This window comes from Xanthomonas sp. F4, assembly GCF_011761895.1.
In genome coordinates this window covers 291,096-316,134 of record NZ_JAASQX010000001.1, presented here as the reverse complement: position 1 = coordinate 316,134, position 25,039 = coordinate 291,096, and the positions used below count along the sequence as shown (strand labels likewise).

The following is a 25,039-nucleotide window of genomic DNA, read 5'->3' as shown; positions in this document are numbered from 1 at the left end:
GCGACATCAACGATTCAAAAAGCGCTTGAGCGGACCGCCCGGCGCCGGCACGGCGGCCTCGCGGCCGGCCTCGAGCAGGCGCTGGAACAGCTGCTGCAGCGGCGTGCCGGTGGCGGCGCCGGCGGCAGCGGCCGGTGCAGGTGCGGCAGGCGTGAGCGGCAACGGTGCGGCCGGGGACAGCGCGGCCGGCCTGGCCTCGATCGCGGCGCGTACCACCGACAGCATCGGCGCCGGTGCGGCGGGCGCCGGTGGCGGCGTGGCGGCAGCCGGCTCGGCGGCGCTGAGCCGGTCGGCGGAAAAATCCTGGTAGGCGGTGGCGCCGCTACTGCCGAGCTTGGCGAACAGGCTGGAGACGTCGTCGCCGGTTTCGGCACCCGTCTGCTTGGACTTTTTGGACATGACTCCCCTCATGACGATCAAAAAAGTTCGGTGCGTCGCGCCGCGCTCAGCCGACCCGGGCCAGCACCAGGCGGCGCAAGTCTTCGTTCGGGGTCGACAACGCACGCACGCCCAATCCGGCCGACATGCCGACCTGCACGAACCAGGCCTGGTACACCCCTTCCAGGAAGCCGTCGGCGCCGGCGGCCTGCCCGGCCAGGCCGATATGCAGCGGCGAACCGGCGTGCAGCAGGTCGACGCGGTCGGCATGTTCCTCGAACCGCGCATAGCCCCATTCCAACCGGTCCCAGACGCGATTGGCCGCGTCTTCCAGCTCCTGCAGGGTGGCGCAGGCACCGACCGGATGTTCGGCGGCGAAGCGACGGCCGATGCGCGCCATCAGCAGCGCCAGATCCTCGGGGCCCAACTCCGCGGCGAACTCCTCCGCCAACGCGCGCAGGAAGCCCCGCCACTGCCGCGAACAGGCCTGGGTGCGGTAATGGGTCGGCAACGCGTGAGCGCTCATCGGGAAGTCTCTGGCCAGGGACGGAACGACAACGGCGTAGCGGCTGTAGCGCCTGGGCGGCCCATCCTGACCGTCACTATTGCGACACAGTTCTCACTTTCCCGTGCAGTGTATCTCACTCTTTCTTCACCGCAAAGCCCTGTTGCACCGAACGGCGACTCCTGCCCGGCCGCCCCGGCGACCGGTGCCGCATCGGCACCGTCAGGGTCATTGCAGGCTCAGGGCTGGTCCTCGGCCGGCACCTGAAACACCTGCCGCAGGTAGGCCAGATAGGCCGGGTCGTCGCACAGGGTCTTGCCGGGCGAGTCGCTGAGCTTGGCCACCGGCTGGCCGTTGCAGCGAACCATCTTGATCACGATCTGCAACGGCACCAGGCCCAGGTCGTTGGTCAGGTGCGTGCCGACGCCGAACGCGAGCATGCAGCGCTCGCGGAAATGCGCGTACAGCCGCATCACTTTGTCGATGTCCAGGCCGTCGCTGAACACCAGGATCTTGCTGCGCGGGTCCACCCGATGCTGCTGCAGGTGCGCCAGCACGCGCTCGCCCCACTCGAACGGATCGCCGGAATCGTGGCGCATGCCGTCGAACAGCTTGCAGAAATACAGATCGAAATCGCGCAGGAACGCGTCCAGGCCGACCACGTCCGACAACGCGATGCCGAGATCGCCGCGGTACTCGCGCGCCCACGATTCCAGCGCCGCCGCCTGCGAGTCGCGCAAGCGCGGTCCCAGCGCCTGGAACGCCTGCAGATACTCGTGCGCCATCGTGCCCAGCGGCGTCAGGCCGTAGCGGCGGGCGAAGTACACATTGCTGGTGCCGACGAACTGCTGGCCCAGGGTCTGCTGCAGCACCGGCAGCAGTTCGCCGTGCCAGGCGCGCGAATAGCGACGCCGGGTGCCGTAGTCGGCGATGGCGCAGCCGTCGTAGCCCGGGGTGTCGCGCAGCAGCGCGATCTTGGCCTGCAGGCGGCGCAGGCCTTCGGCATGGTCGGCGCCGCCGGCGTTGCGGAACCACACCTCGTTGACGATCGCCAGCAGCGGCACCTCGAACAGGATGGTGTGCAGCCACGGCCCGCGGATGCGCAGCTCGATCTCGCCGGGCACGCTGGTCGAGGCCTGCAACTGCAGGTACTTGCGATCCAGGTGGAACAGCGCCAGGAAATCGACGAAGTCCGGCTTGATGAAACGCATCGCGCGCAGGTAGTCCAGCTCGTCGGCGCGGAAGCGCAGCGCACACAGCGCGTCGATCTCCGCCGAGATCTGCGGCAGGTACTGCGCCAGGTCGATGCCCGGGGTGCGGCACTTGAAGCGGTACTCCACCTGCGCGCCGGGGTGCTGATGCAGCACCGCCTGCATCATGGTGAATTTGTAGAGGTCGGTGTCCAGCAACGAGTCGATGATCATCGCGCGATTATGCGCCCGCTGCGTTGCCAGTCCGTTGTCGCCGGTTGCGCGCGTCGCAATGCGGCCGCACACCTCAACGCTTGAGCACCGCCTGCGCCGGCTTGTGCTGCACGGTGAAATCGCTGTCGCGGGCGCCGCCGGCGCCCGGATCGGTGTACCAGCACCACAGCGCGATGCCGGCGATGCGCGGCTGCGCGTCGAGTACATCGCGCCACTCGCGCAGCACCTGCGCCTGCAGCGCGGTGTCGACTTCGGCGCTGCGCTGCTCCGGGCTTTCCCACGGCGCGGCGAGGCTGCCGCGCGCCGAGCGCAAGCCGAGTTCGGCCACCCACACCGGGCGGCCGCTGCGCTCGCCCAGCGCCTGCACCCGCGCCGCCGCCGCATGCATCTGCGCGCGCCGCTGCGCCGGCGCCGCGGCCAGCGCCGGATACAGGCTGGTACCGACGAAATCGAAACGGTCCCAATAGCCGAAGCGCTCGGCCTGCTCCAGGCCGTCGGCGACGTAGCCGATCGGGCCGCGATAGACCTGGCGCACCGCCGCCAGCAGCGCCGGCCACTGCGGCGCATCCTGCAACTGGCGCAGTTCGGTGCCGACGATCAGCGCGCTGGCGCGCTCCTCGGCGGCGACCTGAGCCAGTTGCAGCAGCGCGCGCCGGTAGGCGGCGAACCAGGCGTCGCGATCGGCCGGCGCTGCCTCGCCGGCCCAGTGCCCGGGAATCCACAGATGCACCTTCAGCACCGGCTGCAGGCCGGCCGCACGCATCTGCCGCAATCCGGCGCGGATCAGCGCAGGACTGCTGTCGCTGCCCAACACCGGCGCCGAGGACTGCGGCGATGCCTGCCAGACGAAGGCGACCAGCAACGCGCGCGAGGCGCCGGCATCGGCCAGCTGCTGCAGCGACTGCTGTGCCGCGTTGCTGCCCCACGGCGCGCTGGGCGACACCTTGACGTTGGCACCCATCCACGGCGGTGCGGGCGCCGCACTGCAACCGCCGGCGCTCAGCGCCAGCAGCAAGGCGGCCAGCAATCTCACGGCGATCGGCGCCATACCCGGTAGATGCCCTGATGGTAGACCAGACTGTAGCCCGGCAGGCCCTGTTGCCATAGCTGCGGGAAGCGCCGGTTGAGGCTGTCCAGGGCGCCGGTCTGGCTGGCCGGGTCGCTCACCACCACCTGCGCCGGCATCTGCCGCGGATCGACCAGCGCCTGCTTGAAGCGCGGATCGAACGGCAGGACAAGTTGCTTGGCGTCACCGCGGGCAACGATCACCGGATAGCTGGCGCGATCGTCGAGCAGGGTCGGCAACCGCGCCTCGGCCAGCCACGCCCCCAACTGCGCGGCGTCGGCATGGCGCGGCGCTGCCGGCGCCTGCAGCGCGGCGATCCAGTCGCGGGTGGTGGAAGTGGCGGTGCGGGCGATCACCCAGCCGCTGGACACCGCGCCGGCCAGCAGCAACGCCAGGCCCAGCCAGCGCACGTCGCGGCGCAGGTCGCCCAGCACCAGCGCCACCGGCACCAGCAGCAGGGCCAGGAAGTCCAGCGGCTGCGCAGTGAAGCGCGCCCAGGTGGCCAGCGTGCCGGCGCCGATCACCGTGGCGGTGGCGGCCAGCACGCTGCGCCAGGTGTCGCCGGTGCGGGTGTGGCGCAGCAGCAGCAACAGCGGCGCGCTGACCATCCCGGCCAGCAGCAGCCACAGCGGCGGCCACCACGGCTGCGCCGCGGCCTGCTGCAGCCACGGCTGCAGCGCCGCCTGCGCATAGATGCCGCGGAAGGCGGAATTGGCGTCGCGCACGAACAGCAGCGGGTCGCCGAAGAACATGTAGTTGAGGTACATCCAGGCCGCCACCGCGAACAGGAACGGCAGGTAGCACACCAGGTAGAAGGCCAGCGGCGCCTGCCGCATCAGGCGCGGCGGCGCGATCAGGAACAGCCACGGCGCCAGCCCCACCGCCAGGAAGCAGGCGCGCTCGTCGACGAAGAACAGCAGGCACAGGCTCGCGGCCAGGCGCAGGTAGGCGAAGGCTTCCGGATCGTCGCGGAAGTGGCGCAGCGCGCGCGCGGCCACGTAGAACACCAGCAGGCCCAGGCCCTGGTTGTTGCCGGACAGGGTCGGCCACAGGAAGAACGGCTGGACCACCAGCCCGGCGCTCAGCGCCCAGGCCCAGCCGCGGCCCAGCCCGGCGGCGATGTCGCGCCACAGCAGGGTCACCAGAGTCGCCCCGGCCAGCACGTCGACCAGGTACGGCAGCAGCGGCGTGGACAGCCCCGGCAGGCCGCCGATCAGCACGCCCAGGTACAGCGAGGCCTGCGCGTACAGGAAGCCCAGGTACTCGATGCGGAAGCCGGCCGCGTCGCGCAACAGCAACAGCTTGGCGTACTGCGCCATCGCGTCGTCGCTCATGTAGCCGTGCGCGAGCAGCCGGTGGCACAGCAGCGCCAGCAGCGCCGCGGTGCACACGAACACCGCGGTGCCGCGCGCGCGGCGCGGCGCGTCAGTCGTCGAGCGCGGCGCGGCGCTCTTCGGCCATGTGCTTGCTGATGCCATGGGTGGTCTTTTCCCAGTAGAACGGGTTGCGGATGAGCTGCCACAGGCCCTTGTAGGCGGCGATGGACTGCAGCAGCCAGTACAGCGGCACGGTCAGCGCGTAGGGCGCCAGGCGGAAGTAGTCGCGCTTGAACGCCGCCACCAGGGTCATGTAGATCAGGAAGCCGTTGCCGAGCAGCAGGTTGAGCAGGCTCAGGTACAGCAGCGCCGGCGGGAAGAACGGATCGAAGAACTTCGACCCGACCGCCAGCCACAGCCCGTAGCTCAGCCACATCAGCGGCGCGGCCAGCGCGGTGAAGAAGGTGCCGCCGACGAACAGCTGGAAGCCCCAGAACCCGCGCGCGCCGGTGGAGCGGTACAACTGCAGCGGGTTGCGCATGTGCACCAGCCACGTCTGCATGTAGCCCTTGAGCCAGCGCGAGCGCTGCCGAATCCAGTTGGGGATGCTGACGTTGGCTTCCTCGAACGTGGTCGAGTTGACCACGCTGACGCGGTAGCCCTGCTGGGTCAGGCGCACGCCCAGGTCGGCGTCCTCGGTGACGTTGTACGGGTCCCAGGCGTGGACCTTGCGCAGGATGTCCAGGCGGAAGTGGTTGGAGGTGCCGCCGAGCGGGATCGGGATGCGCAGGGTCTCCAGCGCCGGCAGGTAGAAGTCGAACCACAACGTGTATTCCAGCGTGAACATGCGCGTGAGCCAGTTCTCGTCGGCGTTGTAGTAGTTCAGCCGCGCCTGGATGCAGGCCACGTCGGCCGGCGACTTGCGGAACGCGGCGACCACGCGCTTGAGCTGGTCCGGCTCCGGCTTGTCCTCGGCGTCGTAGATGGTGAGCATCTGCCCGCGGGCGAAGCGCAGCGCGTAGTTGCAGGCCTTGGGCTTGGTCTTGGGCTGCGACGGCGGCACCCGGATGATCTCGAAGAACGCCTCCAGGCCCAGCGCCTTGGCCGCCTCGATGGTCTCGGTATCGTCGGCCTCCAGCACCAGCTTCACGTCCAGCTTGGAGGTGGGATAGTCGAGCCGGCGCAGCGCATTGGCCAGGATCGGCAGCACGTCCGGTTCCTTGTACATCGGCACCAGCACCGTGTAGACCGGCAGGTCCTCGTCGCCGAGCGCGGCCACTTCCTCGTCGCTGACCTTGATGTCGATGCGGCGCCGCGCGCCGCGCCAGGCCAGCACCAGCTTCAGCCCGAAGGTGGCCAGGAACGCCACCGCGATCAGCGTGTTGAGCGCGATCAGCGTGACCAGCGGCCACAGCGCCAGCGCCGCGGCCAGCACCACGGTCAGCGCCACCAGGAAGGCGGACTGCGCGCGGGTGATCACCTGCCGCGCCGAATGCTCCGGCGCGTGTTCGGCCAGCAGGTTCAGCGCGTCGTGGGTGAGCTGCGCGTCGGCGTGCTGCTGCAGGCTCCAGACGATGTCGAACTTGGAGGTGCCGACGAAGCGCACCTGCTCGCCGTAGGTGGCGCGCGCCCAGGCGAAGATCTCCGGGCCGGGATCAGCCACCGCCAGCACGAGTTGGCCGTCCTCCTCACGCCACGGCAGCACCAGGCGCTGCGCGTAGTCGGCCAGCCGCTCCGGCTGGAACAGCGCCGGGTCGATCGGCTGCTTGAGCAGATTGACGAAGTTCAGCCCGAAATGCTGCGCCAGCACGGTGTAGAAGCGCAGCGGCGCGACCCCGCGCTGGGCCAGCACCACGTCGCCCAGGCGCGAGCGCCAGCGCGCCTGCAGGGCCAGCGCGTTCTGTAGCAGCGGCGGGTCGATCACCCCCGCGGCGACCAAGGCCTCGCCGATCGGCACCTGCAGGCCGCCCTCGGTCGCCAGCCGCCCGAGCCGGCCGGGCACGCTCGCCTCGGCGGCGGCGCTGTCGTGTTCGCCGGACACGGTTAGAACCGCCACCAGGCGGCGACGAACGGGCCGCCCGCGCCGCCGGTGTTGCGCCCAGCCACCGGCTGCTGGTAGCCGAGCTGCAGCTGCGTGCCGCCGGGCAGCGTGTACAGCACCGAGGCCTGCAGCTTGCTGAAATCGAAGTTGTTGCCGCGGATCGGCGTGTTGTCGCCGGGCGCGTAGATCCGGTTCGGCCCCTTGCCGTTGCCCAGGCTCTGGATCACGTTGAACTCGCCGATCAGCATCCAGCGCGGCGCCAGTGCCACGCCGCTGGACAGGTCCAGCCGTGCCTCGTCGGAGGCATCGCCGCCGCGCAGGCGCACCGCCGTGCCCAGATCGACATAACCGTCGTGCTCGCCCAGCCGGTAGCCGCGGCCGACGCTGTAGCGCAGCTCGGCGCCGTAGTCGCCCTGGCCCAGCGCCGGCCGCTCACCGTCGCGCTGGCGCGCGTAGCCGGGGACCAGTGCCAGCACCTGCAGCGCGCCCTGCCAGGGACCGTCGCGGCCGTCCGGGTCGAGCCGGTAGCGCAGGCCGATTTCCTGATCCGACCAGCCGCTGCTGTGGCGATCGCCATAGCCGCTGTCGTTGCGGTAGCCGACCTTGCTGAAATAGAAGTTGCCGACCAGGGTCAGGTCCGAAGTCAGCGCGTATTCGCCGTAGAGATTGAGCTGGTCCTGGCGGCTGCGCCCGGCATCGGGGAAGTTGCCGGACTGGCCGTGGCTGTTGAACACCGCGCCGCCATCGGTGTGGCTGGCTTTGAGGATCACCAGCCCGTGGCCGGCCTCGTCGACCCAGGCACTGGCGTAGCAGGGACCGGCGGCCAGCGCGAGCAGCGCCAGCGCCAGCCGCGCGCGGCGCGCAGGCGTGGCGCTGCCGGCAGCAGGCATGGGCATAGCGGGCGCGCAAGCGCGCGCGCGGGTGCGCGGACGCACGCCATCGAAATCATGCATGGTTGAGTTCCTGGTGGGGGTCCCCGAACCGGAAAAGCAGACGCGGCCCAGGGAGGAAATCGGCGGAACACGCCATTTGTTAAGTGACGCACTTCCCAATATAGCGAATTTATGTTGCTATGCCGCACGCGCGCGCAACGCGGCCGATTTCGTTCAGCCTGGGCGGCGCCAGCACAGCCGGGCGAAGGTGACCCAGGCATGCAGCCAGATCACCGCCCACACTGCCACCCGCAGCGGCCAGGCCCGGGTCGGTGCCTCGAACTTGCGGAAGTAGCGCCACAGGCCGCGGTGCTTGTGCCACTCGACGAACCACGGCCGCTTGCGGCTGGACACGCCGCGTACGTGCAGCACGCGCAGGGTGTTCAGCACCGCCACCGTGGCCCCGGCCTGGCGCGCGCGGCGGCACAGGTCCAGGTCCTCGGCATGCAGCCGGTAGCCGGCGTCCCAACCGCCGATGCGCGCGAACAGCGCACGCGGCAACAGCATCAGCGCACCGGACAATGCCGGTACCGGCTGCAGCGGCTGCGCCGGGTCGGCCGCCAGCGCCAGCCGCGAGCCGGCCAGCGGATGCCGCAGCATCGCCGCGAAGTCCGGATCGCGTCGCCGCACCGCGGCGTCGGCGCGGCCGTGCTCGTCGACCTGCTCCACGCCCAGCAGCGCCTCGCCGAGCGCGGCGGCCTGCGCGCGCAGTTGGGCCAGGGTGTCGGGCTCGACCATCAGGTCGGGATTGACGAAGGCCAGCCACGGCGCGTCGCTGGCCGCGGCGCCCTGGTTGCAGGCGGTGGCGAAGCCGGGGTTGTCGGGATTGGCGATGAAGCGCACCCGCGCATCGTCCAGCGCATGCCGTTGCACCACCGCCAGGGTGTCGTCGCGCGAGGCGTTGTCGATCACCCGGATCTGCGCCACTTCGGCCGCCGCGCGCAACCGCTGCAGACAGGCATCGATGGTGCTGCCGCTCTCGTAGGTCACCACCACCACGGCTATCTGCTGTTCGCTCATCCGCCAATTATCCCGCATGTCTCCCGCATGCGCCGCCCGCCACGCGCGCGGCGGGCATGGCGGCGGCGGCGATTGCCGCGCATACTCTGCGCCCCGTGCGCTGCGCGGCCGCCTGCGGCCCCGCGCGTGCGGGAGACGGAGCGATCCGTGCCCTCTCCTTCGCCCAGTGCAGATGCCGGTCAGCGTTGTTTCCTGTCCCAGGCTGCCGCCCCACCCCGCACACCGCGCGCGCCACCTGAGCCCGCGCGCATGCCGAGATGCCGGCGGCGCCACCGTCCCCGCTCCCGATCGCGCGACCGGGCCCTCCGCCAGGCCTCCCCGCTCCTGGTCTAGACCAACCATCCGCGAAAGCCGCGCCGCAGCGCATTGCATGCCCGGCATGCAGCCGCCAACGTGGCGCACTGGGTCGCGCCGACGCCACGAGGCGCGCGCATGAGCGCCCGCCACCAGATGCACGGCATGGGCACGCAGACCGTCGTGGCCGACTGGCCGCCGCTGTCCGACGGCGAGGTGGAGGCGCTGCTGCAGCAGTACCCCGTGCCCGGTCGCCTGCGCGCCCTGCGCTGGCACAGTCCGCGTCCGTTCTCGGCGGCGGCGGAGGTCGAGACCACCGCGGGCACGCTGTTCGTCAAGCGCCACCATCGCCGCGTGCGCGACCTGCACGCGCTCGGCGAAGAGCACGCCTTCATCGCCCACCTGCGCGCGCGCGGCATGCCGGTGCCGGAGGTGCTGCGCGACCGCGACGGCGCCAGCGCGGTGCGGCGCGGCCACTGGACCTACGAAGTGCTGCGCGCCGGCGAGGGCGAGGACCGCTACCGCGAGGCGATGTCGTGGACGCCGTTCGCCGACACCGCCCATGCCGCCGCCGCCGGCCGCGCGCTGGCCGCGCTGCACCGCGCCGCCGCCAGTTACGCGGCGCCGCCGCGCACCACCACTGTGCTGGTCGCCAACCTGCGCCTGTTCGTCCAGCCGCAGCCGTTGCAGGCGCTGCAACACGACCTGGCGCGGCGCCCGGCGCTGGCGGCGTGGCTGCAGCAACGCGACTGGCAGGACGACCTGCGCGCGCACCTGCTGCCCTGGCACGCGCAGGCCTGGCCGCTGCTGCAGACACCGCCGCCGGCGCTGTGGACGCACGGCGACTGGCATGCCTCCAACCTGCTGTGGCGCGGCCATGGCCCGGCCAGCACGGTCAGCGCAGTGTTCGATTTCGGCCTGACCGACCGCACCTTCGCCCTGTTCGACCTGGCCACCGCGATCGAACGCAACCTGATCCCGTGGCTGCAATTGGACGACGGCGGCAGCGCGGTCGCCGACCTCGACCAGCTCGACGCGCTGCTGCAGGGTTACGCCTCGCTGCTGCCGCTGGACGCGGCGCAACTGCGCTTGCTGACTGCGCTGCTGCCGCTGGTGCATGCCGATTTCGCACTCAGCGAGATCGAGTACTTCGCCGGCATTACCGGCTCGGATGCGCACGCCGAGATCGCCTACCGCCGCTACCTGCTCGGCCACGCCGCCTGGTATGGCGAGGACGAGGGCCAGCGCCTGCTGCGACATCTGCAGCGGCGCGCCGCGGCCGCGCCATGAACCGCCGTCTCGACACCGTCACGCCTGTCGTCCGCGCACTGCGCGGGCGTGCCGCTTCCCTCTTTCGTTTCGTTTGCCCGAGGTCGTCCCGCATGCTTCCCACCCGCCGCTTCCCCGCCCCGCACGCTCTCACGCTGGCGCTGGCCATCGCGCTGCCGCTGCCGGCCCTGGCCGCCGACGCAGCGCCGGCATCCGCCGCGACGCAAACCCCGGTCGACCTGGACGCCGTCAACGTGCAGGGCCGCCAGCCGCACAACCGCAGCAGCCTGAGCGGCTACGGCGATGCGCCGCTGCTGGATACGCCGATGGCCATCGACACGATCGACCGCACCCAGCTGTCCGACCGCCAGGTGCGCGTGCTCAGCGAGGTGCTGCGCGCCGACGCCGCGGTCGGCGACAGCTACGCGCCGATCGGCTACTACGAGAACTTCCTGGTCCGCGGCTATTCGCTCGACGCGGCCAACAGCTACCGCATCAACGGCCTGACCATCGCCGGCGAACAGAACGTGGCGCTGGAGAACAAGGAGCAGGTGCAGGTGCTCAAGGGCCTGTCCGGGGTGCTGTCCGGCATCACCACCCCGGCCGGGGTGATCGACTACCAGACCAAGCGCCCGCAGCACGTGCGCAGCCTGGTGCTGAGCGGCGACGACGACGGCAGCCGCGGCGCGGCGGTGGACCTGGGCGACTGGTTCGGCAGCGAGCGCCAGTTCGGCCTGCGCGTCAACGCTGCGCACGAGACGCTGCGCAGCTATGTCGACCACGCCGACGGCCACCGCAACTTCCTGTCGCTGGCCGCCGACTGGAACATCGATCCGCAATCGACCCTGCAGCTGGACGTGGAATACCAGGACCGCCAGCAGCGCTCGGTGCCGGGCTACCAGTTGCTCGGCGGCACGCAGTTGCCGAGCGGGGTGTCCGTGCATCGCCTGCTCGCCTACCAACCGTGGTCCAAGCCGGTCGGCATCGAGGCGCTGAATGCGCAGGTGCGCTACGAGTACCGCTTCAGCGACGCCTGGAATGTGCACGTCGCCGCATCGCATAGCCGCGCGCTGATCGACGATTACTCCAGCTTCGCCTGGGGCTGCTACGGCGCGGCCAGCTGCGCCGGCGACGCGGTGCCCAACTACTTCAGCCGCGAAGGCGACTACGACATCTACGACTACCGCAGCCCGGCCGACAGGCGCCGCAACGACGAACTGCAGGCGATCGCCAGCGGTAGCGCCAGCACTGGCGTGCTGCAGCACCAGTTCCAGGTCGGGGTCGACTATCTGCATCGCACCATCGACCGCCACGGCTCGATCAATGAAATGATCGGCAGCGGCAACATCGACGCCGATCCGCCGCTGCTGGCGCCGGCAGACGCCGTGCTCGGCCCCAAGCGTCGGCGCCTGGACAGCGAACAGACTGCCCTGCTGGCCAGCGACCGCATCGGCATCGGCGATGCCTGGCAGCTGCTGCTGGGCGCGCGCCAGGTGCGCTACGACGAACGCGCCTGGGACCGCGACGGCAACCTGACCCGGCAAACGCGCCGCTCGGTGCTGCTGCCGCAGGCGGCGCTGCTGTTCAAGGTGCAACCGTCGCTGTCGCTGTACGCCAGCTTCGCCAAGGGCCTGGCCCCGGGCGGCACCGCGCCGTGGTTCGCCAGCAACGCCGACAGCATCCTCGCCCCCACCAGCGCCTACCAGCGCGAGGCCGGCATGAAGTACGAGCGCGACGGCGTGACCCTGGGCGCGGCGCTGTTCGACATGCGCCAAGCCAACCAGTACGCGCAGCCGCAGGCCGACGGCAGTTTCCTGTTCGTGCAGCAGGGCCGCCTGCACAACCGCGGCATCGAACTGTCCGCCGCCGGCACGCTGGGCGCCGGGCTGCATCTGCAGGCCAGCGTCGCCGGCATCCGCGCGCGCGCCGAGGGCACCGGCACACCGAGTGACGAAGGCCACCAGGCACTGAACGTGCCGCGGTTGCGCGCCAGCGCCCAGGCCACCTGGGACGTGTCCGGCGTGCGCGGCCTGGCGCTGCTGGGCGGCGCGCAGTACAGCGGCGCCAAGTACGCCGACCGCAGCGGCCAGGTCGCCGTCGGCGGCTACAGCGTCTACAACCTGGGCGCCCGCTACGCCACCCGACTGGGCACGGTGCCGACCACGCTGCGGCTGAGCGTGGACAACCTCACCGACAAGCGCTACTGGCGCGACGTCGGCGCCTACGAAGGCGACGACTATCTGTTCCTCGGCGCGCCGCGGACCGCGCGGCTGGCGTTGCAGTTCGATTTTTGAAGGGCCGGGATCGGGGAATCGGGATTGGGGATTGGTAAAAGCCGAAGCTAGATGCGGATGCGTTACTGGTGTGGGAGCGGCTTCAGCCGCGACGCGCTGCCGCTGACCGGTCGCGGCTGGAGCCGCTCGTGCAACACCCACGATCCCATGCGTTTGCGAGATGTCCTGATTCAGATGCCTTGATCCACGATGACGTCATTCACCATCCCCTCTTCGAACGCCAACTGTGCTGAGGGCCGTTGTAGGAGCGGCTTCAGCCGCGACGGGCTTTCCCGGTAACGCCTATCGCGGCTGAAGCCGCTCCTACAAAAACGAGCGCAATGCTGCGCGCTCGCGCACCCCTCCAATCCCCAATCCCCAATCCCCACTCCCCAATCCCGGCCTCCCACCCATGTCCCCCCTCGAACTCCTCGCCGTGCTGATCAACGTGTTGGGCGTATGGCTGACCGCGCGGCGGGTGCGCTGGTGCTGGCCGGTCAACGTGGTCGCGGTACTGCTCTACGCGTGGCTGTTCTATCGGTGGAAGCTGTACTCGGACATGCTGCTGCAGGGCCTGTACGTGGTGCTGCAGGGCTACGGCTGGTGGCGCTGGAGCAAGGGACTCGGCGACGACGGCAAGGTCCAGGTCGGCTCGCTGCCCTGGGCCGAAGGCGTGCGTTCGGTACTGGCCGGCGCCGCCGGCGCGGCGCTGTTGGGTTGGTGGATGCACCGGCACACTGATGCCGCGCTGCCATGGCTGGATGCGGCGCTGTCGGCGTTCAGCGTGGTCGCCAGCGTCTGGGCCGCGCGCAAGCGCATCGCCAACTGGGGCCTGTGGATCGTGCTGGACTGCGTCTACGTCGGCGTGTTTCTTTACAAGGGGCTGTATCCCACCGCCGCGCTATACGCCGGGTTCGTGGTGCTGGCGGTGTACGGCTTGCGGCTGTGGCAGGCGGATCTGCGCCGTGCACAATCCCTCGCCTGACCCGCCGCTCCCTTTTCGCTGGCTAGCGGCGCGACGCGCGCCGTCGTCGGGGGGCGAACGGCGCGCAGCGACCATACGACCATCAGACGCTCACGCAGCGTCCGCGGGCTTGCCGGCGGCGTAGTCTTGTCAGCCACGCTTCACCACGCCCTGGACTTCGCATGAGCTTCGCCACCACCGCCGGCTTCGCCCAGCGCATTGCCGATGCGCTGCTGGCGCGCATCGCCGCTGGCGAATGGCGTGCCGACCAACGCCTGCCGGTGGAGCGCGAACTGGCCGCGCTGTTCGGCTGCACCCGCATCACCTTGCGCGAGGCCCTGCAGCAACTCGAATCGGACGGGCACATCTACCGCGAGAACCGTCGCGGCTGGTTCGTCAGCGCGCCGCGGGTGCGCCACGACCCCAACAGCATCGCGGGCTTCATGCAGTACGTGGCGGCACAGGGCGGCGTACCGCGCACCGAACTGCTCGCCGCGCAGCGCCAGCCGGCCGGCCCGGCGCTCGCCCGGCACCTGCACCTGGACGATCCCGCGGCCGAGGTGTTCGTGCTGCGGCGCCGGCGCTGGATCGGGCGCCGCGCGGTGCTGCTGGAGACCAATGCGATTCTCGCTGCGTGGGCACCCCACCTGCTCGACCACGACCTGGCCGGCTCGCTGAGCGCGGTACTGACCCAACGCCTGGGCTTGCAGCAGGCGCGCAGCCGGCTGTCGATGTATCCGGCCACGCTCGATGCCGAGCAGGCCGCGTTGCTGCAGTCCACCGCCGGCACGCCCTGCTTCCGCCTGCAACGCGTCAGCTACGCCGCCGACGGCCGCGCCGTGGAATTCGACATCGAGTCCTGGCGCCACGACGTGCTGGAAGTGTCGGTGGACGTGTACGCGCCGCCGGAATGAGGCTGACTCTGCATATCGCCGCGCAGGCGCGCTGCCGGGAGTGGCTTGTATGGCCATCTGGGTCGCTCCCGCGTCACCACCAGAACCGCAGGCGAAGATCGCCCCTGCCGATGCAATAGTCTCCCCGCCCCTTCGGGATACCGTCGATCCCGTCTCGCAGGGCTGCAAGCCAGACCGCGCCAATGTCGAGTGCGGCCGGCGCTAGATCCGCTGGAAACGACCACAGATCATCGGTTGTCGAGAAGGTGAGGCGCAGCTTCTCCGGAGCGACCCACGCAGCGCGGCCGCGCCGATTGTTTGGAACGACAAGCTCGGCCTTAGTGGGTGCTGTGATCGCGATAGCACGTGAACCGCCGCCATCGGTGACCAACGCATCAAGCGGGCCAGCAGGGACTGGCATCCATCTGGATCTGCGTTGAGATGCCAGCCGGGGTAATTGCGCTCGTTCTCGAGATAGCGCCACAGCGAGATGCGGCCGGATTGCGTCCAACAATGCGCACGCCGCAGGTCGGGCGGCGCCAGGCTACGCATCGAACAGCGCGCGTTGCGGATCCGGTGGCGGCAGCGTGTCGTACAGGCGCTGCAACTCCTCGCGGCAGGCGCGCAGCGGATCGTGCATCAGGAACCCGGCCAGGCGCGCGTGCCAGGCCGGCCAGCGCGTGGCCAGCGCGTCCATGTCGCCGTCGGCGGCGCGGCCCTCGCCGCTGCTCGCGACATGCGCGGTCTCGCACAGCACGTTGCGCCAGCCGAGTCCAGCCATGCGCAGCGACAGGTCGGTCAGCGCCGCATACCAGGAGCCATAGCTGCTGGCGTCCAGGCCGCCGGCGCGTTGCCGCGCCACCCCGCGCAGCACCACCGCATGGCACACCGCCGACGGCAGTTCCGGATGCAGCGGTGGCAAGGCCGCGCAGGCCCGTGCCAGGCGCTCGGGATCCTCGGGCAGCGGATTGATCTCGCCCAGCCGCGGCCACGCGCAGGCTTCGCCGGCATTGCTCCATGGCGTGGCGCTGGCGATGGCCGCATCGCGCGCCAGGCAGGCGCTCAACTGCAGCAACCAGCCCGGCCCGGGCTGCGCATCAGCAGCCAGCACCGCCACGTCGGCGTCGCCGCAGGCGCGCAGCATCTCGTCTACATGCGCGACTTCGCCGAGCATGCGCGGCCGCCGCGTGTAGTCGGCCTGCAGGCGCGTACGCGCCAGCCAGGCCTCGATCACCCGCATGCCGCGCGGCCCGGCCTGCGCATCGTCGGCCAGCCACACACGGGTGCCGGCCGGCGTGTTCGCCTCCAGCGCGCCCAGGCAGGCGTCCAGCGCGACGTCGTCGACGCCGACCGCCAGCAGCACGATGGGCAGGTCTATACAGACACCTGCAAGCCCGGGATCAAACGCATATTCTGCTCATCACTCAATTCACGAAAAAATTATCGACATACACCATGGAAGGCACATTCTGCACTTCGCCCAAGTTGGTTACATAGTTCGATGTGTAGCCCGATATCGTGACCGTCACTTGCTTCCCGGCGTACTTCGACATGTCTATATTGCTCACCTGCCTGAACCTCGGACACGACTGTGTCACGGAACAGCTTTGCTGCTCCTGGTTTCTACCGCTGTAAGAAGCCAGGGACTCCGTCGCTCCTGTGGCCAAATCCTTGATCGTGACGTACAGGTATCCCGTCTCAAAAGTACGTGGAGTCGATGCGGGCTGGAAGATATCCCCGATCTTGTAGGCAAAGCTCAGTTTCGCCGCAACGGGAACGACGAAGGTCTGGGACACGCGCCCACACAGATTATTCGCTCCCACGTCTCCTCTATAGTCGAACGACACGACCGCCACATAACCATCGGCCGGACTCTCTGTGGCACCACCCAATCTCGCCCCGCCCTGAGTGTAAGTCGCGTTCGCGCAACTCGAAAAAGCACCGGACTTGCCGAATGCGGTTTCCCATACCCAAGGCTGACCAGGCCTATTGAACGCTCCGTTCACTACTTGAGCATGCGCACTTAAAGGCAACACGCCGGAAACAGCAAAAAGCAGAAGAGCGCATTCTTTACGCATAAAACCTCCTGTAATTCATCTTGCTCGCCACTGAAACAGGACATTACATCAGACTGGATATCCACAGACTCCGTTGAAAGGCAGAAAAGGCTAAATCCTAGCGGCAGATCAAAATTGAGCCTCGCAACAGCAAAGATCGCACTCCACCATGCCTGACCGCATCCACATAAGATACTTGATCGGTTAGCGACTTGATCGTGTGCGCGGCCTGCGTTTCAGCAAGCCGCACACAGGAGTGTCCGCTTACTTCTTGCCGCGTGCCGGCAGCGGCTTCATGGCCTCGAATTTCTGCCCGTATTCGTCGGTGAGATTGCGCGCTTCCTGCGGGTTGCGCACGATCGTCGGGGTCAGCAGTACGATCACTTCGTTGCGGCTCTTGTCCTGGGTCTTCTGTCCGAACAGCGCACCGACCACCGGCAGCTTGCTCAGGTAGGGCACACCGTTGCTGCCGTCGGTGGTGCTGTCGCTGATCAGGCCGGCGAGCATGATGGTGTCGCCGCTCTGCACCGCGGCCTCGGTCTTGACCCGACGGGTGTTGATCGGCACGTTGCAGGCGGTGCTGGTGCCAGCGCTGGTGCCGCAATTTGTCGGCGCCGCACCGGGCGAGCTGACCTCCTGCACGATGTCCAAGAACACCATGCCGTCCTTGGTCACCCGCGGGCGCACCTTCAGGATCACGCCGGTGTCGATGTAGTTAACCGAGGAGTAGGTAGTGCCGGTGCCCAGGCCGGTGTCGACGCTGACCGAATTGATCGGAATGCGCGTACCCACATTGAGCGTCGCCTCGGCGTTGTTGCGCACGAACACCGATGGCGTCTGCAGCAGCTTGACGTTGGTGATCTGATCCAGCGCCGTGATCACCGCTGCGGCGTTCCTGCCTAGGAAAGTCCAGCCCAGGCCGCTACTGCCGGTGATCTTACCGGCGATATCGCCCCAGATCTTGCGGCCCTGCGCACTGGGCAAGCCTGCTCCCGGTCCGAGACCGGTGGAGTTGGCCACGTTGGAATCGGCAGAGGCGTTGACCGAATTCTCGAAGAACCAGTTGACGCCATACTGCAACTTGCCGGTCAGGTTGACCTCGGCCACCTGCGCCTCGATGTGCACCTGCATCGGCATCACGTCGAGCTTCTCGACTATGTCGCGGATCGAGCGCCAGGCCTGCGGGGTCGAGCGCACCAGCAGGGTGTTGGTTTCCTCCACCGCCGACACGCCGACCTTGTCGCCCTGCACTTCCAGGGTCACGCTGCCGTTGCCGGCAGTGCGCGGCGACAGCTGCAGGCTGCCGTTGCCGAGGCCGCCGCCGCTGCTGCCGGAAGAACTGCTGCCGCCGCCCAGGCTGTCGCTGCTGCCACCCAGGCTCCCGCCCAAGCTGCCGCCGCCCAGGCCGCTGCTGTCGCTGCCGTTGAAGCCGCCTAGGCCGCCACCGTTCAACTGGCTCATCTGCGAACCCGGCATCAGCGAGGCGTTGGAGTCGCCGCGGTTGCCGCCGCCGGCGCCGAACACTTCGGCCAGGCGGTCGGCCAGGTCCTTGGCTTTGATGTACTTGAGCTCGTAGGAGAACAGCCGCGCGCCGCCGCCGGCGCTGTCGATGCGATCCAGCCACTCCTGGATCTGGTCCAGGTAGCGCGCCTGCGGGGTGATCACCAGCACCGCGTTGGCGTTCTCCAGCGGCATGAAGCGGAACATGCCGGCGCTGGGGGTCTTGCTGTTCTCGCCGAACACCTTCTCCAGGTCGGCCGCGACCTGCTCGGCCTTGCCCGACTGGATCGGGAACACGCCCACCGACATGCCCGACAGCCAGTCGACGTCGAAGATCTGCACGGTGCGCAGGTAGTTTTCCAGTTCGGCGCGGGTGCCGCCCAGGGTGATGACGTTGCGCGAGCCGTCGATGCCGACGATGGCGTTCGGTCGCGCGTACGGCTCCAGCACCTTCTTCATCTCGCTGGCGGAGATGTATTTCAGCGGCACCACGCGCACCTCGAAGCCGCGCGCGTTGGCCGGCGAGGCGGTGCTCGGCGCCACCGTACCGGCCAGGGCCTGGTCGGCGGGGACGATGTTGTAGCGGCCGCCGCTGTAGACCATGCGCGCGTTGTTCCAACCCAGCACCATCTCCAGCAGGTTCAGCGCCTGCGCCGGCGACACCGGCTTGGGCGTGGCCAGGGTCACCGTGCCCTGCACGCCCGGCGCGATCACGTAGTTCTGCCCGAGCATGTCGCCGAGGATGGCCTTGACCACCGCCTGCAGCGATTCGCCCTCGAAGTTGAAGGTGGCGCTGCCGCTGCTGGCGTTGCCCAGCGACGGTGCTGGCGCTGCGGCGGCCGCGGAATTGATCATGGTGCCGCTGCCGCGGCGGATCACCGGGGTGGCGCGCTCGGGCAAGGCATTGGGATCGGCCGGGCCGCCCTCGCCGTCGTTCTGGGTGCTGCCGGCCGCGCCGACCTGGGGATTGATCGCGGCGCCGCGACGGACGTCCGGCGAGGGCGTGGTGGCGCAGCCGGCCACCAGGCCGATGGCGAGGAACAGGGAAAACAGACGCGGCGTCATGCGATCACTCTTCAAGGGTTCTGACCTGAGGGGTTGTTCTGGCGCTGTTGCTGCAATTGCCGGCGCCGCGCTTCGATCCGCTCGCGGATGGCCTGCAGCTGCTCCGACGAGGGAGCCGGCGACGACGGCGCGGGTGCGCTCGGGGTCGGTGCCTGGTTCGGCACCGGGTTGGGGGCGGACTGGGTCGGCGGGCGCGGCGCGGTGGCGCTGGACTGGCCGTTGGGCGCGGACGCAGGCGGCGGCATCTGCCCTTGCCCGGCAGCCGTGCGCCCGGCCTGGCCGAGCACGGTCGGCGGTTGCCCGCCCTTGCCGTCGAACACCTTCAACTCCAGGGTCTGGGTGCCGCCGCTACCGCTGACCGTGGCCTGGCGCGGCGCCAACGACAGCAGCCGCCAGCCCTGCACCGCGGCGCCGCCTTCCTGCAAGCGCAGCGATTCGCCCTGCTCGGTGGTCAGCGTCGCCATCTTGAAGCCGTCGGTGAGCAGCACGCCGGTCAGGCGCACGTTGGGCGCGGCGGACTGGCCGCTGTCGGCGCTGAGGAAGAACGGATGCGGGCGGCGGTCCTCGGCGAACACCGGGCGCGCGGCGATCTCCCCGTACTGGGAGAAATCGCCCAGGCGCTGCGTGCTCGCCGCGGGCAGGCCCGGCAGCCGCTGCAGCATGGACGGATCGTCGGGCAGGGGCGCTACGCGCTCGCCGAGCCCGCCCAGGCCCAAGGCCCAGACCAACAGACCCCACAGCGCCAGCGTGCCCAGCCACACGGTGCGCAGGCCCATCGCTTCAATTCGCATGGCGGCCCTCCACCTGTTGCGGCAGGTCCGCCGGGGCGGCATTCGCGGCGCCAGGCGTGCCCGGCAGGTTGGTCGCGCTGGGCGCGGCCTGCGGCGCTGGCGCGGCAGCCGGCTCGCTCGGCCCGGCACCGGCGGAACCGCCAGCGTTCATCACCGGCGTGGCCGCGGCGGGTGCCGCCGCTGCAGCCGGGTCCGGCGTGGCGGACGCCGGCGGCGCCGGCATCGCGTTGGGACGCAGGTAGCCGGCCAGTTCGAAAGCCACGTCCAGGCCGTTGCCGCTCTCGCCCGGCGAGAGCTGGTAGCGCTGCGCCATCACGTTGAGGTTGTCGACGAACAGCGCCGGCGTGCCGCTCTCCAGCGCATGCAGCACGGCGGCCAGTTCCGGCGTGCCGCAGCGCAGGCGCACCTGCACCGCGACGCGGGTGAAGCGGTCGCTGCGATTGTCGGCGGCCAGCGGCGAGCGGTTGCTGATCGCGCAGCTGCGGTTGCCGGGGCTGGCCGTGGCCACCGCGCTTTCCAGGCGCTGCACCAGGCCGGCCGAGGCCAGCTCGGCCGAGGTCTCGCGCAGGAAGCCCGGGCGCGTGGCCAGTTCGCGCTGCGCCTGCTGCAGCCGTTGCGCCACCTGCGGCGCCTGCTGCAGCTGCATGCGCACGCGCAGTTCGCGCTGGCGCAGTTCCTGGATCTGCGTATCGACCTCGCGCATCGGCACGGTCCACCACGGGTGCACTAGCACCAGGTAGCCCAGCGCCAGCGCCGCCAGCAGCAGCCCCAGCGCCAGCCAGCGGTCGCGCTTATCGACCTGCACCGGCATCGGCGGCCTCCTTGCGCTTGGTCCCGGCCAGTTCGGCGGTAAGGGTGAAACGGTCGCGGTGGCTGCCCGGGTCGGCCTGCAGTACGCCGGTCAGCGACGGCGTACGCCACAGCGGCGAGCCTTCCAGGCGCCCGACCAGCGACGAGGCTTCGCTGCTGAGGCCGATCAACTGCAACTGGTTGCCCTCGATCGAGAACTTCTCCAGATAGGTGCCCTCCGGCAGGCGCTTGCTCAGTTCGTTCCAGACCTCCACCGAGGCCGGGCGCTCGGCGCGCAACTGGTCGAAGAATGCGGCACCTTCGACTAGGTCGATCAGTTGCTGGCGCTGCGCGGCGACCGCGCGCGCACGCTGCGCGCCGTTGTCCACCTGCGTGCGCAGGTGCTCCAGCGCGTCGCGGCGGTTGTCCAGCAGTTGCCAGCCGGCCGCGCACAGCGCCAGCAACGCGGTGACGGCGAGGATCGCGTTCCAGCGCCGCATCGGGTCGGCGCGGCGGTGGCGCTGTTCCTGCGGCAGCAGGTTCACCCCCAGCGGCGCGCCATCGCTGCCGGCGACGTCGATGCCGGCCAGGGTCGGGCGCAGCGCGCCAGCGCTGGCCTGCAGGTCGTCCAGCACGCGGCGCGGTGCCACCACCAGTTCGGCGTCGAGCTGGGCGTCGTCGCGGCGGCCCTCGGCGCGCACGTCGTAGATCACTTGGTCGGCCTGGAACGGGGTCTGCCGGTCGATCTCGAACTTCACCACCTCGCGCAGGTGCTCGGCGGCCGCCGCCGGCAGCCGTAACCGGCGCTGCAGCGCCGCCTCGGCCGGCAACAGCCACACCCGCGGCAACGCCGCCAGGCGCGGCCCCAGCAATGCCTCCAGTTCGTCGGGCAGCAGCGGCCACGGCAGCGCCAGCGGCGCGCCCAGTTCGGACTCGACCTGCCGCGCCAGCATCAGCTGCTCGCCCTCGCGCCACAGCAGCAGCCGCGCCTGCGACCAGCCCAGTTGCAGCTGCCAGCGCGGCGGCAGCCACGCCATCAGCGAGCGCTGCCACCAGGCCAGCAGCCCGCCCGCACCGGGGGCGATGCGTACGCCAAGTTTGTCCATCGTGTCGCGCCACGCCGTCATCGCACCGTCGTTCCTTCTTCCCAACGCAACACAGTGTAGGCGGAGCCCGGCAGCGCCGACGAGCCTGGGCGCACCACCGCACGCAGCACGCCCTCGCGGCCATTGCCCAGCCGCGCCCGGCTTTCGATGCTGTAGGTGCCGCCACCGCCCATGCCGACCATGCCGAGCTGGGTCTGGTCGGTGCGTTCGCGCTGCGCCAGCACCTGCTGCGCGTCCAGGCCGAGCGCGGTCAGCACCGGCCCCGGCGCGAAGTCCGGCGTCGGCCGCGACACCCCACCGTACAGGGTCAGGTTGGGCAGCAGCTTGGCGTATAGCTCCGGGTCCATCCCCAGTACCAACTGCAGCTCGGCCAGGCTCTCGAACGGCGCGTCCTTGGCGCCGTAGGGCAGGCCGGCCGCGGCATAGTCCGGGTCCTCGGCGCCGTTGGGCTGGGTCAGGTTGTCCGGGTCGCGCCAGTCCACGATCGCCGCGGCGATGCGCTCGGCACGCTGCGGATCCTCGCCGACCGCGCGCACCAGCGCCGCCAGCAGCTGTGCATCGGCCATGTTCAAATCGACCTTGCCGCTCTCGTCGGTGACCCGCAGGTCGACCGTGGCGCCTTCGTACTGCCAGCGGTAGCGCCGCCCGTCGGCGCGCCAGCCCGGCTGGGTGGGCGTGCCAGCGAGCCGGGTCAGCGCGTATTCCAGGCCGGCGCGCGCGCGCTCCTGCGCCTCGGCGCCGTCGCCGAGCACCTTGCCTTGCAGGTTCTCGGTACGCGCGGTCAGCGCGAAGGCGCCGATCAACGCGGTCAGCAGCGCGATCAGCCACAGCACCAGCACCAGGGCGGCGCCGCGGTCGCGACGTGCCGCGCTCATTGCCGCATCTCCGCGCCGCCGGCCTGGCGCAGCGCCACCACCAGCGGCGGCCATGCCGTGCCGTCGCCGCTGCGCAGTTCGATCGAGACCAGCAGCGGCAGCGTGTCGGTGCGCTCCCAGCGCTCCTGCCAGGGGCCGATGGTGCCGCGCTCCGGGTCCAGGCCGCGATAGCGGAAGCGCACCTCGCGCAGGTCGCGCGCCAGCGGCTCGGGTGGACGCGGCGGGGTCTCGGCCAGTTGCTTGCCGGCCTGCACCTGCACCAGCGCGATCGCCAGTTGCCGATGATCGCCGTCGCCGCTGACCCGCAGGTCGTGCAGATAGGGACCGCCGCGGCCGAGGTACTCGGGCAGATCGGCGACGAACTGCATGCGCTGCGGTTCGCCGACGAAGCGCACCGGCTGCAGGGTATGGGTGTCGATGTCCAGTGGCAGCGACTGCGCGCCGCTCAGGCGCCGGCGCAGGAAACCCTCGACCGCGCGCATGCGTTCGCTGCGCCCGGCGATCGCTTCGCCGCGGCCGCTGATCGCCATCGCCGAGCGCAGCGTGGCGAAGGCCAGGGTCAGGCCGCCGACCAGCAGCACCGTGGCCAGCAGCACTTCGATCAGGGTGAAGCCGCGCGCAGTGGCGCGGTGCGGCGCGCGCGCGTTCATTGCGGCACCCCGTTGCCTTGCGGGGCGACCAGGCGCAGGGTCCTCCACTGCAGTGCCTGCGCCGGCGTATCGCCCCAGCGCACCTGCAGGGTCAATTGCAGCAAGGTCGGCGCGCCGGGCGTCACCGCGGCATCGGGCGGCCGCCGCGGGTCGGCGTAGGGCGCCACGTCCAGGGTCCAGCGGTAGCGGCCCTCGTCCAGCGTGCCCTGGCTGCGCCCCGGCTGCAGCGGCTGCTCCACGCCCTGCGCCGCCAGCAGCGATTGCGCATACAGGGTGGCGCGGCTCAGTTGGTCGGCGCGCTGCACCTGGCGCGCGGCACCGGACAGCGAGCCCAACAGCAGGGTCAGCGCCAGCGCCAACAGCGCGAACGCCACGATCACCTCGATCAGGGTGTAGCCGCGCTGGCGGTTCATGGGCCCGCCTGGTCCGGTGCACGCCCGACCGTGACCTCGCCGGTCAGCCAGGTCACATCCACGCGCCAGCGCGCCTGGCGCGCCTGCAGGTCGATGCGCCCGCCGGTGGAGGCGCCGTCCTCGAAGAACTGGATCGCGCCCTCGCCGTCGCGGCGCTGCGCCTGGCGCGCACCGGTGAAGCGAATCGTCAGCGAGGGCGGGATCTCGCCGTGGCGGCCGTTGGGCGCCTGCCAGCGGTGCGCCTGCGGATCGATCAGGAAGCGCTGCGGCTGGCCGCTGGCGATCGCCTGGGTGCGGGTGTAGCGCAGTTGCGAGGCGATCTCCTTGGCCGCCGAGCGCAGGCGCATGCCGTCGATGCCGCCGGTCAGCACCGAGGCCGCCAGCAGCGCGGCGATCGCGATCAGGCCCACCACCAGCAGCATCTCCAGCAGCGACACGCCGCGCATGCGCGCACGCGCAGCCGGCGCGCACGCCGGCGCGCCGAAGCGCAGCGCGCCGGCAGGGGCCCGGATCACGGCGCCGGATCACTCGTACTTGATGTCGGCGTCGTAACTGCTGCCGCCGGGCTGGCCGTCCTTGCCCAGGCTGATCAGGTCGAACGGACGGCCTTCGCCGGGCACCTTGTACTCGATCGGGTGGCCCCAGGGGTCGTTCAGTTCCGCCGGCTTGGCGTACGGGCCGAGCCAGCCGCTGACGCCGCCCGGCGCGGTGACCAGGTCGTCGAGCTTGGACGGCAGCTTGCCGGTATCGAGCTGGTAGTTGTCGATCTTGCCGGCCATGGTCTGGATCTGCGACTTGGCCAGGTTGGCCTTGCCGCGATCGGCACCGCCGAGCACGCGGCTGCCGACCAGGGTCAGCACCGCGCCGATCAGCACGATGACGATGATGATTTCCAGCAGGCTCATGCCCGCCTGGCGTGCGGCGGACGGGGAACGGGTGAGGGAGCGGCGGAGAGTGCGCATTGCATGGATCCTTGCGGTGGAAGACCTATGTAGCCGAACACGGTGACGATGGCAGCCGGCGCCGGCCGGCGGTACAGCGGCGCGTCACGCACGCCGTCACACCTGGCGGCGGAGGATCCGTGCCGCGCGCACGCGCGACCGCGGCCGGCATGCGCGGCGCCGCTGGCAATGGGACAGGGACGGCGGCGGAAGGTTCCCGGCCGGAAACGCGCGGCGTCACAGTCCGCGAGGGCCGCCCGAGGCCCGGCCGTGGCCGGGCGTTCGGCGCCACATGCACCATGGCGCACCGCGCGGACGCACCAGGCAAGGCCGCTGCCGTCCATGGCGTCGCAGTGCCGGCTCCGGATAGACCGGCCCGGCCATCCATGGCCGGGCGTTCGGCCATGCGCGAACCGGTGGTTCGCAAGCGCATGGCCTCCTTCGATTCATTCGGCCGCTGCGCCAGACGCACGCGCG

At 70.3% G+C, this 25,039-nt stretch carries 22 protein-coding genes and 1 pseudogene; 4 read left to right on the top strand and 19 right to left on the bottom strand.

Features of this window, described 5'->3' with window-relative positions; translation table 11 throughout:
* Positions 1-6: 6 nt before the first annotated feature.
* The 8 genes from FHR66_RS01400 to FHR66_RS01365 form a co-directional block, all read right to left on the bottom strand.
* Positions 7-399, bottom strand: a complete 393-nt coding sequence (locus FHR66_RS01400; protein WP_160970665.1) for a hypothetical protein — start codon at positions 397-399, stop codon at positions 7-9.
* 46 nt (positions 400-445) lie between these two features.
* Positions 446-904, bottom strand: coding sequence for a cellulose biosynthesis protein BcsD (gene bcsD / locus FHR66_RS01395; protein WP_202394988.1), 459 nt, complete (start codon positions 902-904; stop codon positions 446-448).
* Between the two features lie 218 nt (positions 905-1,122).
* Positions 1,123-2,307, bottom strand: coding sequence for a nicotinate phosphoribosyltransferase (pncB, locus tag FHR66_RS01390; protein WP_160970667.1), 1,185 nt, complete (start codon positions 2,305-2,307; stop codon positions 1,123-1,125).
* A gap of 73 nt (positions 2,308-2,380) precedes the next feature.
* Complete coding sequence (locus FHR66_RS01385; RefSeq protein WP_202394989.1) at positions 2,381-3,355, bottom strand: glycoside hydrolase family 113; 975 nt, start codon at positions 3,353-3,355, stop codon at positions 2,381-2,383.
* Entirely contained in the window at positions 3,337-4,851 is a 1,515-nt protein-coding gene (locus FHR66_RS01380; RefSeq protein WP_160970669.1) for a hypothetical protein, read from the bottom strand. The genes FHR66_RS01385 and FHR66_RS01380 overlap by 19 nt, the downstream gene beginning before the upstream one ends.
* Positions 4,799-6,730, bottom strand: a complete 1,932-nt coding sequence (locus FHR66_RS01375) for a glycosyltransferase family 2 protein (RefSeq protein ID WP_160970671.1) — start codon at positions 6,728-6,730, stop codon at positions 4,799-4,801. The genes FHR66_RS01380 and FHR66_RS01375 overlap by 53 nt, the downstream gene beginning before the upstream one ends.
* A 2-nt stretch (positions 6,731-6,732) precedes the next feature.
* On the bottom strand, positions 6,733-7,683 hold the full coding sequence (locus tag FHR66_RS01370) for a hypothetical protein (RefSeq protein ID WP_160970673.1): 951 nt from the start codon (positions 7,681-7,683) through the stop codon (positions 6,733-6,735).
* A gap of 153 nt (positions 7,684-7,836) precedes the next feature.
* A complete protein-coding gene (locus tag FHR66_RS01365; RefSeq protein ID WP_160970675.1) occupies positions 7,837-8,682 on the bottom strand; it encodes a glycosyltransferase family 2 protein in 846 nt (281 codons plus the stop codon).
* Between the two features lie 432 nt (positions 8,683-9,114).
* Here FHR66_RS01365 and FHR66_RS01360 point away from each other — a divergent pair, with 432 nt between their 5' ends.
* From FHR66_RS01360 to FHR66_RS01345, 4 genes are all read left to right on the top strand, one after another.
* Positions 9,115-10,266, top strand: a complete 1,152-nt coding sequence (locus FHR66_RS01360; protein ID WP_160970677.1) for a phosphotransferase enzyme family protein — start codon at positions 9,115-9,117, stop codon at positions 10,264-10,266.
* A gap of 92 nt (positions 10,267-10,358) precedes the next feature.
* Positions 10,359-12,539, top strand: a complete 2,181-nt coding sequence (locus FHR66_RS01355; RefSeq protein ID WP_160970702.1) for a TonB-dependent siderophore receptor — start codon at positions 10,359-10,361, stop codon at positions 12,537-12,539.
* A gap of 391 nt (positions 12,540-12,930) precedes the next feature.
* Positions 12,931-13,503, top strand: coding sequence for a nicotinamide riboside transporter PnuC (pnuC, locus tag FHR66_RS01350; protein WP_160970294.1), 573 nt, complete (start codon positions 12,931-12,933; stop codon positions 13,501-13,503).
* Positions 13,504-13,664: 161 nt separating this feature from the next.
* Positions 13,665-14,396, top strand: coding sequence for a UTRA domain-containing protein (locus FHR66_RS01345; RefSeq protein ID WP_160970292.1), 732 nt, complete (start codon positions 13,665-13,667; stop codon positions 14,394-14,396).
* Positions 14,397-14,919: 523 nt separating this feature from the next.
* On the opposite strand, the gene FHR66_RS01340 is transcribed toward FHR66_RS01345, so the two are convergent.
* From FHR66_RS01340 to gspG, 11 genes and pseudogenes are all read right to left on the bottom strand, one after another.
* A complete protein-coding gene (locus FHR66_RS01340; protein WP_160970302.1) occupies positions 14,920-15,753 on the bottom strand; it encodes a glycosyltransferase in 834 nt (277 codons plus the stop codon).
* A 46-nt stretch (positions 15,754-15,799) separates the two neighbouring features.
* Positions 15,800-16,453 carry a hypothetical protein gene (locus FHR66_RS01335; protein WP_160970290.1) on the bottom strand — a complete coding sequence of 218 codons (654 nt, stop codon included), beginning with the start codon at positions 16,451-16,453 and terminating at the stop codon, positions 15,800-15,802.
* Between the two features lie 243 nt (positions 16,454-16,696).
* Positions 16,697-18,997 (bottom strand): type II secretion system secretin GspD, encoded by a 2,301-nt coding sequence (gene gspD, locus FHR66_RS01330; RefSeq protein ID WP_160970288.1) that lies wholly within the window; start codon positions 18,995-18,997, stop codon positions 16,697-16,699.
* Between the two features lie 11 nt (positions 18,998-19,008).
* Positions 19,009-19,788 carry a type II secretion system protein XpsN gene (xpsN, locus tag FHR66_RS01325; RefSeq protein WP_167087280.1) on the bottom strand — a complete coding sequence of 260 codons (780 nt, stop codon included), beginning with the start codon at positions 19,786-19,788 and terminating at the stop codon, positions 19,009-19,011.
* Between the two features lie 175 nt (positions 19,789-19,963).
* Positions 19,964-20,599 (bottom strand): annotated as a pseudogene (gspM, locus tag FHR66_RS01320) (type II secretion system protein GspM); the annotation flags it as partial.
* Positions 20,580-21,704 (bottom strand): PilN domain-containing protein, encoded by a 1,125-nt coding sequence (locus FHR66_RS01315; protein ID WP_160970284.1) that lies wholly within the window; start codon positions 21,702-21,704, stop codon positions 20,580-20,582. The pseudogene gspM and the gene FHR66_RS01315, both read right to left, overlap by 20 nt.
* Positions 21,701-22,558, bottom strand: a complete 858-nt coding sequence (locus FHR66_RS01310; RefSeq protein WP_160970282.1) for a type II secretion system minor pseudopilin — start codon at positions 22,556-22,558, stop codon at positions 21,701-21,703. The genes FHR66_RS01315 and FHR66_RS01310 overlap by 4 nt, the downstream gene beginning before the upstream one ends.
* The gene (locus FHR66_RS01305; RefSeq protein ID WP_160970280.1) at positions 22,555-23,208 is read right to left on the bottom strand and encodes a type II secretion system protein J; all 654 of its coding nucleotides are present in this window, start codon (positions 23,206-23,208) and stop codon (positions 22,555-22,557) included. The genes FHR66_RS01310 and FHR66_RS01305 overlap by 4 nt, the downstream gene beginning before the upstream one ends.
* Entirely contained in the window at positions 23,205-23,621 is a 417-nt protein-coding gene (xpsI, locus tag FHR66_RS01300) for a type II secretion system protein XpsI (RefSeq protein WP_160970278.1), read from the bottom strand. The genes FHR66_RS01305 and xpsI overlap by 4 nt, the downstream gene beginning before the upstream one ends.
* On the bottom strand, positions 23,618-24,067 hold the full coding sequence (gene xpsH / locus FHR66_RS01295) for a type II secretion system protein XpsH (protein WP_039726527.1): 450 nt from the start codon (positions 24,065-24,067) through the stop codon (positions 23,618-23,620). Before xpsH ends, xpsI begins: the two co-directional genes overlap by 4 nt.
* A gap of 78 nt (positions 24,068-24,145) precedes the next feature.
* A complete protein-coding gene (gene gspG, locus FHR66_RS01290; protein WP_048492274.1) occupies positions 24,146-24,583 on the bottom strand; it encodes a type II secretion system major pseudopilin GspG in 438 nt (145 codons plus the stop codon).
* Positions 24,584-25,039: the final 456 nt, after the last annotated feature.